Here is a 12,972-nt window from a genome sequence, read left to right as displayed (position 1 = left end):
CGAACCACAGCAACACAGTTCATAGCCGCACATTCGTTTCATTTGACTTGACAGCTACCGTCCGAGCTTCTTGAGTGCCTTACCGCCCACAGGGCCATCATCGGCCCGACTGAGTACACCCCGCGCGTCACCGATAAGCGCCAGGTCCTCAACCACCTTCGTCTCGGCAGTCACCGGCCCGAACGTAGCCCAGTGCTCCCGGAAGTCCATGTGTTCCCGTCCCAGCGCACTCGCGGCTGTCGTCGCCATACGGCGGGCCTCCCTGGCCACGTCCGGACGGTTGTTGCGGAGCGACGCAGACGCCACACGCTGAAGTAGCTCGCCCCAGACAGCCAGTTCGCCAGGCGTGGCCTTGGACATACGCGGCTCGACACTGTCAGCCGTTCGCGTGGCCAGTTGCTCGGCCTCATCGAAGCGGTCCTGCCGCAGAAGCAGCCAGCCCATGCCGACGACACCGTTCGTGGCCAGCTGGACCTGTCCGGTCTCCCGTGCGTCCTGGATGCCGCGCGAGAGGGCGTGATACGCCATGTCGTAGCGCCTCACCTGGGTCAAGTACTTGCCCGCGAGCAGGAAGGCCATGGCGCGCACGATGATGGCGCGTTGACGGTCCTCTCCCTCGTCGCTGGTGGCTACCGCAGTCTCGGCGGCGCGCATGATGCCCGGCAGCTTCTTCGCCACGCTGTCGTAGCGGTCCGTGCGGTAGAGGGCGTGTTGGTCCTCGATGTCCCGCTGGATCGTGGCCACGTCGACAGGTAGGTCCGGCTCCATGATGGTCTCGGACAGGCCGACCGGCGGCATGAGCGCGCGGCGGAGCTCCATGAGCCTGGGGCCTTCGCTGGAGTCCACCTCGATGGGTGACGGCACCTCGGTTGCGAAGAGACTCGATGTCGTGGTGTCCAGCGCACGGGCGAAGGAGTTCAGCATCTCGACGGAGGCGTTCCCGCCCTGCTCGACGATGCGGACTGTGCCAACTGAGGCGCCCGCAGCTTCGGCAAGCTGCTCTTGCGTCCAGCCCTTCAGACGGCGGTAGTTCTTGACGTTCTCTCCGAGCGACGACATCGAATCACCTCCAGTTCAGCGTACGCCGCTTGGCCTACTGGAAGTTGTTCCTCCAGTAAGGGGCACCCGAACATGAATGAGCCCCACCCTTTGGGGTGGGAGCTTGCGGGAAAGCGGCGCAACGCGCGATTCACCAGGTCGGCGATACGGGGCGGTATTGCCGTCTGATCGGGCCCAGACCGCAAAAGCCCCCTCCCGGATCAAGGAGGGGGCTTCTCCCTGTATGTAAGCGTGCCGGAAACCGCAGGTCAGCCCGCGAGCTGAACTCGGAACCTCAGAACACACGAGCCGACGGCGACGATCCTGGCGGCCGTCGCACCCCGCGACGCGGGCGCCGCATCCGGCCTGCTGCAGACCCTGCAATGGCTCGGCGGCACCCTGGGACTCTCCGTCCTGGTCACGGTGTTCGGCACCGTGACCAGGCACACGAGCGGCACCCCGGCCGAGATCCTCACCCACGGCGCGTCGCGCGCGTTCGGCGTCGGCGCGCTGATCGCGCTGGCCGCGCTCCTGGTGTCGGCGTTCGTGATCAGGGGCCGCAGGCCGAAGGCCGGCCAACCCGCCGCACCGTGACGGAGTGTGGGCCGCACCCCTGTGGAGGTGCGGCCCACCGCCGGTTCTCGCGGCCCAGGGCCAGTCCACGTCCCGGGCCGGCTCCAGCAGCTGTTCAGTGAGCAGTACGGCCCTTCACACCGGGGGCGCCGCACCGTTGATCCACGGCAGAGGCACGGCGCGGGTTCACCACGCCGTGCTTCCGCCTCCTGCCGTCGGGGCGCCCCTCCCGCACGGAGCCCCGCACTGTTCGCACAACCTGTACATGTGTGAACGCTATGTACAGCGTCGGTGATCGTCCGGACAATCGGACAGCTTCCCCGTTCGAAGGAACCGGCGTTCTAGCGCCGCTGCCGCTTCCACGGACCCGTGATGGCGAGCATGATGCCCGGGGTCTGGATGTTGGCGTACAGGGTCCTGCCGTCGGGCGAGAAGGTGACGCCGGTGAACTCGCTGTACTCCGGCTCCTCCGCGGTGCCGATGTTCAGCTCGTTGCGGGCGATCGGGTAGGTGCGGCCGCTGTCGGTCGCGCCGAACAGGTGCTGGATGCCCTCGCCGTCCTCGGCGATGACGAGACCGCCGTACGGCGAGACGGTGATGTTGTCCGGGCCGTCGAAGGCGCCGTCGACCGACGGGTCCGGGTTGACGCCGATCAGGACCTTCAGCGTCAGGGTGCGGCGCTTGGGGTCGTAGAACCAGACGGCACCGTCGTGCGCCTGGCCGGGGCTCTCCGTGCGGGCGTACGAGGAGACGATGTAGACGCCGCCGTCGCCCCACCACATGCCCTCGAGCTTGCGGGCGCGGGTGATCTGGCCGTCGGTGAACTGCTTGCGCGTCGACGTCGTCTTCGCGTCACGGTCCGGAACGTCCGCCCAGTCCACGCCGTACACCGTGCCGATCTTCGTGGCGCGCGAGAGGTCGTCGACGAACTGGCCACCGGAGTCGAAGCACTTGAAGGCCTGGAGGGTCCCCGCGTCCTCGGCGAGGGTGCGCAGCTTGCCGTGGCCGTGGTGGAAGCCGTGCGGAGGGGTCCAGCGGTACAGCAGACCGTTGGGGTTGGACGCGTCCTCGGTCAGGTACAGGTGGCCGCGCTTGGGGTCGACGACGACGGCCTCGTGGGCGTACCGGCCCAGCGCCTTGATCGGCTTGGGGTCCCGGTTGGCCCGGCGGTCCTCGGGGTCGACCTCGAAGACGTAGCCGTGGTCCTTGGTGAAGCCGAACTTGCCGGCCTTGTCCTCGGTCTCTTCACAGGTGAGCCAGGTGCCCCAAGGGGTGTTGCCGCCCGCGCAGTTGGTGGCGGTGCCGGCGATGCCGACCCACTCGGCGACGTGGTCGCGGCGGACCTCGACGACCGTGCAGCCGCCGGCGGCACCCGGGTCGTAGACGAGACCCTCGGTGAGCGGCACCGGGTACTCCCAGTCGGCGCGGGCACCGGCCAGCTCGTGGTTGTTGACGAGGAGGGTGGCGCCGCGCGGGCCTTCGAAGGTGGAGGTGCCGTCGTGGTTGGACGGCGTGAACTCACCGGACTCCAGCTTGGTCTTGCCGCTGTAGGTGATGATCTCGTACTTGAAGCCGGCGGGCAGCGCGAGGATGCCGTCCGGGTCGGGGAGCAGCGGGCCGTAGCCGACGCCGCTGTGGCCGTGGCCGCGCTCGGCCGCGTCCTCGCCGGTGCTCTCGGTGTCCGTGGACGCAAGGGCGTTGGGTGCGGTGGCGAGGGCGCCGACGCTGCCCGCCAGTGCGACACCGGCACCGGTGATCGCGGATTTCCTGGCGAAGTCCCTGCGGGTGAGCGACATGGTGTCTCCTGTGACGGTGGGAGTGCCGTGGAGGGTGGCGGATGTCGGTTCGGGCGAAACATTCCCGCCCGTCCCTGAACGAGAGTTGAACGGCGGGCGACTTCACCGGACCCTCTTCCATGAATCCGTATGCGCTTCCCCAGGCGCCGCAAAAGTCACTCAGGGTCGGGTAGTGCTCAGACGGTTCCCAGCCGCTCGCCCATTTGCTCCCTTGTTCCACCGCGACGGCGCTCAGCCGCAAAGGCGCAGACCAGCGGTGCCGGACCGGCTCAACCCGCGACCGCCTCACCCCAAGCCGCACCCAACCTACGCGCCGCCCTCAACTACCGTTCTGCGACCGCGCCTTGAATGCGGCCTTCCGCGCCTCCTTGGCCACCCTCTTGTCCGGATGCAACCGCCCCATCACCTCCAGCACGTCCGCCGCGGCCGGATGCTCCACCCGCCAGGCCGCCGCGAAGAACCCGCTGTGCTGGGCCGCCAGCCCCTCCACGAGAGCCTGCAGTTCCTCCGAGTTGCCTTCTGCCGCCAGCTGCGCGGCAACCGTGTCGACGGTCAGCCAGAACACCAGGTCCTGCGACGGCGCCGGCACGTCGGACGCCCCCCGCTCGCTCAGCCACACCCGGGCCAGCCCACCCAGCTCCGGATCGTCCAGCACCTCACGCAGCGCGGGTTCCGCCGACGCCCCGACCAGGGACAGCGCCTGCTGGCAGCGCAGCCGCCGCAGCGGTCCCCCGCCGTCGCCGCCGCGCGCCGCGGCGAGCAACTCCCGTGCGGCGGCGAGGGTTTCGCGACGCGCCAGCCACTGCTCGGTCTCGGCCTGGGCCGCCGCCGGCGGGAACGCGGACGTGCCGTCGAGGAGCGCGTCCGCGCCCTTGTCCGCGAGTTCGCCGACCGCGGGCGCCGTGAACCCGGCCTCCTGCAGCCGCACCCGCAGCCCGTAGGCGCCGAGCGGGGTGAGCCGGACCATGCCGTAGCGGGAGACGTCGGTGTCGTCGACCGACGCGGCGGACTCCTCCTCGGGGTCGGTCATCAGCGCCTCGTCGAGGGGCCGGTACTCCACGAGCCCGACCGGTTCGAGCATCCGGAACTGCTCGTCGAGGCGCATCATCGCGTCGGAGACCTGCTCCAGGACGTCATTGGTGGGCTCGCCCATGTCGCCGGGCACGATCACCGAGGCGGCGAGGGCGGGCAGCGGCACGGGGCCGTCGGCGGGGGTGTCTTCGCTGACGGTGAGCAGATAGAGGTTGCCGAGGACACCGTCGAGGAAGTCCGCCTCGGCCTCCGGGTCCCAGTCGAGTGACGAGAGATCGACCTGCCCGCCCTCCTCCATGGCGTCCACGATTCCGTCCAGATCGGGCACGCTCGCGTCGGCGAGTACGGTGTCCAGGACGCTCAGCCACACCGCGAGCGCGTCGTGCGGCGAGCCGCCGGTCAGCCGGGCCAGCTCCTCGCCGACCGCCACGGTCCCGGCCTCCTCGTCGGCGATCTCGACCAGCCCGGTGTCCACGGCGACGCGCCAGGCCCCGCTCGCGTCCGCGGCGGCGTCGTCGCCGGTCAGCCCCAGTGCGTCGGCCGCGGCGGGCAGCTGTTCCTCGACCAGTCCGCCGCCGGCGTCGACCCTGGTGCCGGGCCCGGCCCAGCGGGCGAGGCGGGCAGCGCGGGAGAGCAGCGGTGTGGACAGCGCGGCGCGGGCCAGCTCCGCTTCGGAGTGCAGCCGCACCGGCGGCAGGGGGGAGCTGTCTGACATCGGCTGGTTCTCCTCGGACCTTGAAAGGACTCAGCCGCTCAGCCTAGACGGGTTTCCACCCATGCCGCCCGGTCCATCTCACCGTCGGTCGCCGTACATGGCCAAAACCTTGACAACTCCCTTGACGAGGATGGAGATTGACACGCGTAGAAATCGAGGGTACAAGTGTTCACTCGGTTTTCTACGCGCGTCACCCCGTCAGCACGCGCCGACGCTCCCGGACCAGCGACCACGACCCGCAGGTGCTGCGGTTCCGCCCGTAACACCCTCCGCCGGGGTCAGGGGCGGCTGAACACCCCGTTCAGCCAGCCCTGCCAGGCCGTCTCGTTGGCCTTGGCGTCGGCGTCGGGCGCGAAGTCGTGCACGGAGATGCCGACCGGCGCGCCCCAGTGGTTGCGGCCGAAGAAGCGGATGAGGGCGTGGTCGGTGCGCAGCCCGATGAAGTACGGGTTGCGGTAGTCGAGCACCGCGTCGACGGCCCGGCCGTCGGGACCGTTCGCCGACACCCGCGCGCCGACGGCGGTGTCGTCCGCGAGGCCGAGCGCGCGGCCCACGGCGGTGAAGGCGTCGGCGGCCTTCGACGCCTCGGGCCCGTCGAAGGTGGCGAAGGCGACCGGCCGGGGCGCGAAGTGAACCAGGTACTCGCCGAGGGTGTGCAGGTAGAAGTCGTTGTGCTTGGCGGCTCCGTCGTACTGGTTGTCCCAGTCGTCGACGAAGATGCCGCTGTGCACGTAGCGCACCCAGGCGCGGCGGCCCTCGTCGCGCGGCTCGATGGTGTAGTCGAGCTGGTTGAGGGTCTGCTGCGAGATGCCCTCGACGTTCGTGACACGGTTGGTGTAGCGGTGCGGCGGGTCCCAGGCGACGACCTTGGAACCGAAGGGTCCGCTGCCGCCCACCCGGGGCTCCGGGGGCTCCATCGGCCACAGATAGCCGCCGGTGCCGGTGGTGATCGCCTCCCACACCTCCCCGGGCGTGGCGTCGACCTCGAACTCGCGGGCGATCTCGAATTCCTTGGACATTACGGGCTCCTGCTCACTCGTTCTCGAGTTCGGGGGTGGGGGACTGGTCAGCGACCGCGGCATCTTCGACCGCGGGGTCCTTGACCGTGGGATGGACGGCGACGACGATCCGGTGGTCCCGGCCGTTCTCCGCGTCGTGGGCGTCGTACTTGCGGATCAGGGCGCTCACGCCCGCCGTCAGTTCCTGGACGAAGGCGGCCCGGTCGGCGGCGGAGGCGAAGCGGACCTCGCCGTCCAGCGCGTATGTCGCGAGCCGTTTGCGGGCCTTCGTCGCGCCGGTGATCAGCGTGCCGACGTCCCGGACGAGCCGGGCGCCGAGCGCGAGCAGATAGCGGGCGGACAGCTGGTCCCGGAAGCGGTCCGGGTCCGGCTGCACGGCGGCGAGCGCGAGCGGCGAGATGACGTACGACGCGGCGGTCGCGCGCATCAGCCGTTCGGTGACGTTGCCCTTGCGCCGCTCACCGGCCAGTTCGACCAGGCCGTGCCGCTCCAGCGCCTTCAGGTGGTAGTTCACCTTCTGCCGGGGCAGCCCCACCTTGCCGGCCAGCATCGCGGCCGACGCGGGTGCGGCGGCCAGCTCGGCGAGCAGCCGGGCCCGTATGGGGTCCAGCGACACGGCGGCGGCCTCGGGGTCCTCGATCACGGTCACGTCCAGCATGCGTCCACACTCTCACCGAAAACTTTTTTTGTCCAGGAGACTGAAGTTTTCGGTGAGAGGACATGCCGAACCACACCGCGGCCGTTGGCTCGCTACCCCTTGCCCCCGCCCTCCCCCAGCCGGGCCAGCTGGGCCTGGAACCAGTCGAGGCGGGCCTGCAACAGGGCGGCCTCCGCGACGAGTTCGGGCACCCCGAGCCCCTCCGGCGCTGCGAGCGCGCGCCCGCCGCCGGCCACCACCCGCAGCCCGTCCCCGGCCAGCCGGGCGAACCCGGCGAGCGAGACGGACGTACGACCGCGCACACACCCCGCGCAGGCGGGCGCAAGAGCACGCCAGCCGGGGCGCCCCCAGCCCGCGTCGGCGAGAGCACCCGCAACCGCCCCGCAGGCGCACGGCCCGACGACGGCGGTACGCACGCGCTGCCGGGCATACCGGAAGCCGCGCTCGAACCTGATATAGGCACCGAGGACGGAGACCTCGAGCAGGACCGCCGCCCGGTGTTCAGCCGTACACAGGAACGCCTCGGCGGCCGTACGGTCGTGCACGCAGTGGAAGCCGCAGTCGCACAGCCGCGCCGGCGGACGGTGCCCTCGCCCGTAGACACAGGACGCGTCGTCGAGGACGCCGTACGGCAGTGCGCCGCCCAGCGACACACCGGTGAACCCGGCCCGGGTGCCGTCCTGGGACAGCACCGGGTGGGCGATCTTGTATCCGGTCGGCGGCTCCGCCGGTCGTTCCGCCGGGAGCCGCAGCCTCATCGGGCGACCGGGACCTCTTCGGCGGCGGGAACCTCGAACTCCCGGGTCTCCTCGGGGACTTCGAGCATTTCCTCGTGGTCCACGGGCCGCTCCTCCGCGACCCCGGTGGCCAGTGCCTTGCCGAGCTTCATGGTGCCTCCCATGCCCTGCAGTCGATGACCGTCCCGGCCCATAGTGACCCATGAGGGGCCGAGTTGGACATAGGGCCTGGACGCATGCGCGCACCTCGGCCACGGCTCCGCACCCCTCGTCTCTGAAGTATTGCTTATTCATATCTCGTAGAAGATTTAAGTGGAGCTTCACTGTCGCCGTGGCGAGACTACCGTCATGACGAACCCAGCCGGCACCGCCCCGCCCTTCGGCCGCGCTCTCTGCGCGATGGTCACGCCTTTCACCGCCGAGGGCGCCCTCGACCTCGAAGGAGGCCGCGCGCTGGCCGCCCGGCTGGTGGCGGAGGGCTGTGACGGCCTGGTACTGAACGGGACGACCGGTGAGTCCCCGACCACCACGGACACCGAGAAGGCGGAGCTGGTCCGAGCCGTCCGGGAAGCCGTCGGCGACCGGGTCCCGCTCGTCGCGGGCGTCGGCACCTTCGACACGCGGCACACCACCGAACTCGCTCTCGCGGCCGAAAAGGCAGGCGCGGACGGGGTGTTGGTGGTGACGCCGTACTACAGCAAGCCGCCGCAGGACGCCCTGGAGGCGCACTTCCGGGCGGTCGCGGACGCGAGCGGGCTGCCGGTGATGCTGTACGACATCCCGGGCCGCACCGGCACCCGCATCGCCCCGGAGACGATGATCCGGCTCGCGGAGCATCCGCGGATCGTGGCGGTGAAGGACTGCTCCTATGACTTCCTCGGCACACAGAAGGTGCTGGCGCGTACGGAGTTGGCGTACTACGCGGGCTGTGACGAACACGTCCTCGCCCTGCGCGCGGTCGGCGCGGCGGGCTGCGTGAGCACCGTCGCGAACGTCGTCCCGCGCCAAGTCGCCGACATCCTGGCCGCGTTCGAGGCGGGCGACACGGCCCGCGCGGCCCGCCTCCAGCAGCGGGCCACTCCTCTCATCGAGGCGATGACGGACGCGGGCCTGCCGGGCACGGTCACCGCGAAGACCCTGCTGGGCCGGCTCGGCCTGCCCGGCGGCCCGGTACGGCCACCGCTGCTGCCCGCCGGCCGGGAGGCGACCGACGGGCTGCTGGCGGCGTACGAAGAGTGCGTGGCCGACTGATCAGCGCTGGGCGAGGACGGGCTCCCAGACGTTCTCCCGATCGGGGGAGACGTCCTGTTCACGCGTGCCGCTGAGCTGGACGACCTTGTCGCTGCCGATGGTGACCAGCACGAGCCGGGGCCGGTACTCGGCCGAGTCGGGCGTCCGCTCCCAGGCGACGAGCCGTCGGTCGTCCACCCAGGCGAGCAGACGGGCCCCGCGCACCCTGGTGACCTCCTGGCCACTGACCGGGTCGACGATCTTGGACCACGACTTGTCCTTGGCTTCGGCAGTCAGCCCGACCGCGCCGAGCCGGCCGTCCGGCGAGAGCCGCGCGTCGACATCCGACCGCAGATACCGCTCGTTGGCGGGCGCGGCGATCTCGTGGCCCTCGAGATCATGGAACCGCTGCATCCCGTCCCGGCTGCCGACGATGGGCGCGAACACCAGCGCGGCGTCGTGCGTGAAGGAGAAGTCCGCGCGGCCGAAGGTGTCCCCGTCCGTCGCCACCTTGCTCCACGGACTTTCATGGCCGGTGGCCACGTCGACGACGGAGAAGCCGGTGCGGCTCGTCTCGTTGGGCCGCGCCAGCCACTCCTCGTGCTTCTTGCCCTTTGCGTCGTAGACCGTCTCCCTGTGGCGTAGATCGGGCTGTTCGGCGTAGGTCGTCGCAAGGAGTCTGCTCCCGTCGCGCGAGAAGGCGAGTCCTCCGGCCCCGTGGGCGGCCGGGATCCATCGGTCGATCTTCCCCGTGGCCAGATCGAGCAGCCCGATGCGGCGCGCGGGCAGGGTCCGCTCCAGGACGGCGGCGGTCCGCATCCCCGGAGCGACGGCGACGAAGCCCCATCGCGCGTCCTTCTTGTAGGTCGCGGTCGTTGGGTCCAGGAGCCAGTAGGTGCGGGCGTAGACGGCCCGGTCGGCGGTCAGTTTCACGATGTCCTGGGTGTAGTACGCGGCCAGCGCCACGTTCCCGGCGGCGATCAGGTCGCGGGGCGGCGACTGGTCCGGGTGGGCCGTGGTGCCGGTGCCGTCGAGCACTCCGGAGGGGCGTGTGTCGTGCCGGCCCGGATCCAGCAGGGGGACGGCCACCGCTACGGCGACCACGGCGGCCACGGCGGCGGCGATGGACGCGAGCCTGCGGGTACGGCGGCGCCGGCGGGCGGACAGCACGCGGTCGGCGAACCCCGGTCCCGCCGGCGGCTGTTCCGCGGCCTGTTCCCGCAGGGTGTCGCGCACGAGTTCCTCGACGTTCACGGACGCACCTCCACGGGCGAGAAGTCACGGGACGGCGGCTGCTCGGCGCCGTCGGGACCGAGCGCGGCCAGTTCCGGCGCGAGCGTGCGCAGCCGGGCCAGGGAACGGTGGGTGGTGGACCGTACGGTGCCGACGGAGCAGCCGAGGAGCCGGGCGACGTCGGCCTCCGGCAGGTCCTCGAAGTAGCGCAGCACCAGGACAGTGCGCTGGCGGGCGGTGAGCCGGGACAGGGCGGCGCGCAGGACGAGGCGCAGTTCGGCGGCGGACGAGGCGTCGGGGGCCGCGGCGTGTTCGGGCGGTTCGGCGACGCTGAGTTCGCGCCGCCGCCCTTTCAGGCGCCAGCGGCTGATCTGCTGCCGGTACAGGATCTGTCGTACATAGGCCTCGGGCTCGTCGATCCGCTGCCAGCGCCCGGCCGCCTTGATGAGGGCGTTCTGGAGCAGGTCCTCGGCGGCGTGCCGGTCACCGCCGGCGAGCAGTACGGCGGTCTTCAGCAGCGCGGACGACCGGTTCGCCACGAACTCACGGAAGTTCTCCTGCGCTTCGACATCCATCGTCACCTTCTACTCGCCCGGGCGGACCCGGTGCCCGCTCCCTCCACCCCTGGTGACGCGCGTGGAGAGGCACCACTATGCCTGTCCGGGCGAGAAAGTCCGCGCGAGAAAGTCCGGGCCGGAAATTCGATCCGGCCGGGGCCAGGGGGTGCCGTACGTTGTCCCCGTGAGCCGCCCCCTGTTGTTCCTGGACGTCGACGGCCCCCTCAACCCGTACGCCGCGCAGCCCGAGCGGCGTCCCGAGGGCTATACGACGATCAGGGTGCCCCTGCACCCCGGTCGCGCCCTGCGTGTCTGGCTGAACCCGGACCACGGCCCGGCGCTGCTGGACCTCGATTACGACCTGTGCTGGGCGACCACCTGGATGGCCGAGGCCAACCGCTGGATCGCCCCGGTCCTCGGCCTCCCCGCCCTGCCGTACGTCGACTTCGGCACGTCCCTGCTCGCCCTGCGCCCCGACGGGGTCCACTGGAAGACGGAGGCGATCGTGAGGTACGCGGCGGGCCGCCCGTTCGCCTGGATCGACGACGAACAGAGCCCGTCAGACGCCCTCTACGTCACCACCCACCACCCCGCCCCGTCCCTGCTCCACCACGTCGACCCACGCATCGGCCTGCGCGACCCGGACTTCGCCGCGCTGGCGGACTTCGCGGCGTCCCTATGACAAAGGCCCTCCCACGAACAGCGGAAGGACACTTCGACACCTGGGTCAGTGGTGGCTGTTCTGGCGAGCAGAAGCTGTCCGAAGCAAGCGCATCGACGTACCTGATCTCGACTCTCACGACGCTCGCCGCAGATGCCAGGGATCAGATCGCGTGGCTCGACAGGTACCGACTCGAAACGGACGACCTGGCCCTGGACTACGAAAACGCAGGGGGCACGATCCTGGTCCTTGCCGAAACTGGTCGTATCGATGCCGTAGTGGAGTCGCGCCTCTCACGCATTGACGCGACCATCGACGCGATGAACGGGCCGGCACACGCCGCCAGGTGGACCTATGAGGCGCTGACGACGGACGCGGGGTGGCTCACAGTCCGCCGACTGGGACGCGAGGCACAGAATTGGCCGGTACGGTGGCAGCAGCCGATGCCCGCCCTCAGGGCTTACAGCGGCCCCTGACGGCACTCGACAGCGCTGACCCGCGCAGTGACACTCCACCGGCCTCAGTTGTCAGTGGCAGTCGAAGCGCCAGTCCCACGGGAGGCCGGGACACTGGCGGCAATGGAAGAAGTAGACGCCGCCGCAGTCGCCCAACTGTATGTCGCCGGTGATGGTCAGAAGGTGCTCCATGCGGTGTCCTCTCTCGCAGTCCGGCCAGTCGGCAGGCTGCGTCCAGGCGGGCCAGCCGCCGACCTTCGTCCCGATGATGTTGGAGTCGGATGGCCACATGGAGCCGCCCGTCGGCAACCGGAGACGAGGTTCCCAGGTCTCCCACATGTCCTTGGGCAGATCGAGCCACCTCGGACAGTCCTCCGCGGTAGTCGGGGACAACGTGGACGGTTCCGGCATGTGGTCCTCGTCGTACTCCCCCTCGCTCACCCGGGGGATCTCGGACAGCAGCCCTCCGGCCACGACCTCCGCCTCGTTGCGCCAGTACAGCCGCGGCAGCACCGGCCCGGGATCCTGCTCATGGGTCAGCGCGCACCAAACCAGCTGCAGCAGATCCTTGCCCTCCGGGAACTCCAACCCCGGCACATCCCGGGCGAACAGCTGGAGGATCGGCACCATCGGCACCGCGCCCGGGACAATCGGGGTGGTGTTGCGCCAGTCGGACCCGTACGTCCAGTGGTCTTCCTGCGCGCAGTACGGCCACGGCTCGTCCGCGGGCCACAGCGGCTCGCCTCCGAGCGAGCTCTCCCGCACGCCAGGGTCGCCGGGCTCCGGATTGAGGAGGGTGGTTTCCCGGCCCAGGCCCGCGTACTCCGGTATCAGGGTGCGCAGATCCTTCGCGGGCAGCTCGGGGGTGTCTCTGGGCATCGTGACTCCTCAAGCGCACAAAGATCGACGGGACGCTGCGGGCACGTTAGTACGTGCCACCGACAGCCTCGTACAGCCAACGGCCGCCCCATCACACCCCCAGGTCTTGCCGCTGCACGGGACCGCAGCACAGCCGCGGCGCTCTGGACCGTCTGTGGGCCGTGGAAGGGCGCTCAACATCACCTTGGTCGGATGCGCTCGCGAAACGCCGGGCGCAGAGGAGCCCTGTGACATCCGTGGCTGACATCAAAGGCGGCGGATCAGAGCACGCAGAGGCGACATGATTTCCAGCGGTCGACGGCACCGACCACGGCCGCACTGATCAGCCGATCGAACTCCTGAAGCGGTGCTCACGCATGAGCGCCCTCCCGGGCCGTCGTGGGGCCGTG

General features: G+C 70.4%; 13 protein-coding genes and 1 pseudogene. 4 read left to right on the top strand and 10 right to left on the bottom strand.

Features of this window, described 5'->3' with window-relative positions:
- Positions 1 to 54: 54 nt before the first annotated feature.
- Positions 55 to 1,059, bottom strand: coding sequence for a helix-turn-helix domain-containing protein (locus IEZ19_RS38005; RefSeq protein WP_229841293.1), 1,005 nt, complete (start codon positions 1,057 to 1,059; stop codon positions 55 to 57).
- A 294-nt stretch (positions 1,060 to 1,353) separates the two neighbouring features.
- On the opposite strand from IEZ19_RS38005, the pseudogene IEZ19_RS38000 reads away from it, so the two are divergent.
- A pseudogene (locus tag IEZ19_RS38000) lies at positions 1,354 to 1,632 on the top strand (MFS transporter); the annotation flags it as partial.
- A gap of 320 nt (positions 1,633 to 1,952) precedes the next feature.
- On the opposite strand, the gene IEZ19_RS37995 reads toward IEZ19_RS38000, so the two are convergent.
- From IEZ19_RS37995 to IEZ19_RS37970, 6 genes are all read right to left on the bottom strand, one after another.
- Complete coding sequence (locus IEZ19_RS37995) at positions 1,953 to 3,407, bottom strand: alkaline phosphatase PhoX (RefSeq protein WP_189315946.1); 1,455 nt, start codon at positions 3,405 to 3,407, stop codon at positions 1,953 to 1,955.
- Between the two features lie 319 nt (positions 3,408 to 3,726).
- A complete protein-coding gene (locus IEZ19_RS37990) occupies positions 3,727 to 5,154 on the bottom strand; it encodes a hypothetical protein (protein WP_189315945.1) in 1,428 nt (475 codons plus the stop codon).
- A gap of 278 nt (positions 5,155 to 5,432) precedes the next feature.
- Entirely contained in the window at positions 5,433 to 6,173 is a 741-nt protein-coding gene (locus IEZ19_RS37985; RefSeq protein WP_189315944.1) for an SRPBCC family protein, read from the bottom strand.
- 13 nt (positions 6,174 to 6,186) lie between these two features.
- Complete coding sequence (locus IEZ19_RS37980; RefSeq protein ID WP_189315943.1) at positions 6,187 to 6,831, bottom strand: helix-turn-helix domain-containing protein; 645 nt, start codon at positions 6,829 to 6,831, stop codon at positions 6,187 to 6,189.
- 92 nt (positions 6,832 to 6,923) lie between these two features.
- A complete protein-coding gene (locus IEZ19_RS37975; RefSeq protein ID WP_189315942.1) occupies positions 6,924 to 7,589 on the bottom strand; it encodes a hypothetical protein in 666 nt (221 codons plus the stop codon).
- Complete coding sequence (locus IEZ19_RS37970) at positions 7,586 to 7,732, bottom strand: hypothetical protein (protein ID WP_189315951.1); 147 nt, start codon at positions 7,730 to 7,732, stop codon at positions 7,586 to 7,588. The genes IEZ19_RS37975 and IEZ19_RS37970 overlap by 4 nt, the downstream gene beginning before the upstream one ends.
- 184 nt (positions 7,733 to 7,916) lie before the next feature.
- Here IEZ19_RS37970 and dapA point away from each other — a divergent pair, with 184 nt between their 5' ends.
- A complete protein-coding gene (gene dapA, locus IEZ19_RS37965; protein WP_189315941.1) occupies positions 7,917 to 8,819 on the top strand; it encodes a 4-hydroxy-tetrahydrodipicolinate synthase in 903 nt (300 codons plus the stop codon).
- On the opposite strand, the gene IEZ19_RS37960 is transcribed toward dapA, so the two are convergent.
- Both IEZ19_RS37960 and IEZ19_RS37955 read right to left on the bottom strand, forming a co-directional pair.
- Entirely contained in the window at positions 8,820 to 10,052 is a 1,233-nt protein-coding gene (locus IEZ19_RS37960) for a WD40 repeat domain-containing protein (RefSeq protein WP_189315940.1), read from the bottom strand.
- On the bottom strand, positions 10,049 to 10,606 hold the full coding sequence (locus IEZ19_RS37955) for a SigE family RNA polymerase sigma factor (protein ID WP_189315939.1): 558 nt from the start codon (positions 10,604 to 10,606) through the stop codon (positions 10,049 to 10,051). The genes IEZ19_RS37960 and IEZ19_RS37955 overlap by 4 nt, the downstream gene beginning before the upstream one ends.
- A 166-nt stretch (positions 10,607 to 10,772) precedes the next feature.
- On the opposite strand from IEZ19_RS37955, the gene IEZ19_RS37950 reads away from it, so the two are divergent.
- A complete protein-coding gene (locus IEZ19_RS37950; protein ID WP_189315938.1) occupies positions 10,773 to 11,270 on the top strand; it encodes an HAD domain-containing protein in 498 nt (165 codons plus the stop codon).
- On the top strand, positions 11,267 to 11,725 hold the full coding sequence (locus tag IEZ19_RS37945) for a hypothetical protein (RefSeq protein WP_189315937.1): 459 nt from the start codon (positions 11,267 to 11,269) through the stop codon (positions 11,723 to 11,725). The genes IEZ19_RS37950 and IEZ19_RS37945 overlap by 4 nt, the downstream gene beginning before the upstream one ends.
- 51 nt (positions 11,726 to 11,776) lie before the next feature.
- Here IEZ19_RS37945 and IEZ19_RS37940 read toward each other — a convergent pair whose 3' ends face one another.
- On the bottom strand, positions 11,777 to 12,583 hold the full coding sequence (locus IEZ19_RS37940) for a DUF1963 domain-containing protein (RefSeq protein ID WP_189315936.1): 807 nt from the start codon (positions 12,581 to 12,583) through the stop codon (positions 11,777 to 11,779).
- Positions 12,584 to 12,972: the final 389 nt, after the last annotated feature.

It is taken from the genome of Streptomyces brasiliensis, assembly GCF_014647875.1.
GTDB classification, from domain to species: Bacteria; Actinomycetota; Actinomycetes; order Streptomycetales; family Streptomycetaceae; genus Streptomyces; species Streptomyces brasiliensis.
Note: the sequence above shows the minus strand (reverse complement) of the source record. Positions and strands in the feature narration are given on the sequence as shown.

Bases quoted from the DNA above. Each gene is read 5' to 3' on its own strand.
- IEZ19_RS37940 (WP_189315936.1), bottom strand. From the start codon at position 12,583: ATGCCCAGAGACACCCCCGAGCTGCCCGCGAAGGATCTGCGCACCCTG.
- IEZ19_RS38005 (WP_229841293.1), bottom strand. From the start codon at position 1,059: ATGTCGTCGCTCGGAGAGAACGTCAAGAACTACCGCCGTCTGAAGGGC.
- IEZ19_RS37955 (WP_189315939.1), bottom strand. From the start codon at position 10,606: ATGGATGTCGAAGCGCAGGAGAACTTCCGTGAGTTCGTGGCGAACCGG.
- IEZ19_RS37980 (WP_189315943.1), bottom strand. From the start codon at position 6,831: ATGCTGGACGTGACCGTGATCGAGGACCCCGAGGCCGCCGCCGTGTCG.
- dapA (WP_189315941.1), top strand. From the start codon at position 7,917: ATGACGAACCCAGCCGGCACCGCCCCGCCCTTCGGCCGCGCTCTCTGC.
- IEZ19_RS37995 (WP_189315946.1), bottom strand. From the start codon at position 3,407: ATGTCGCTCACCCGCAGGGACTTCGCCAGGAAATCCGCGATCACCGGT.
- IEZ19_RS37990 (WP_189315945.1), bottom strand. From the start codon at position 5,154: ATGTCAGACAGCTCCCCCCTGCCGCCGGTGCGGCTGCACTCCGAAGCG.
- IEZ19_RS37985 (WP_189315944.1), bottom strand. From the start codon at position 6,173: ATGTCCAAGGAATTCGAGATCGCCCGCGAGTTCGAGGTCGACGCCACG.
- IEZ19_RS37945 (WP_189315937.1), top strand. From the start codon at position 11,267: ATGACAAAGGCCCTCCCACGAACAGCGGAAGGACACTTCGACACCTGG.
- IEZ19_RS37975 (WP_189315942.1), bottom strand. From the start codon at position 7,589: ATGAGGCTGCGGCTCCCGGCGGAACGACCGGCGGAGCCGCCGACCGGA.
- IEZ19_RS37970 (WP_189315951.1), bottom strand. From the start codon at position 7,732: ATGGGAGGCACCATGAAGCTCGGCAAGGCACTGGCCACCGGGGTCGCG.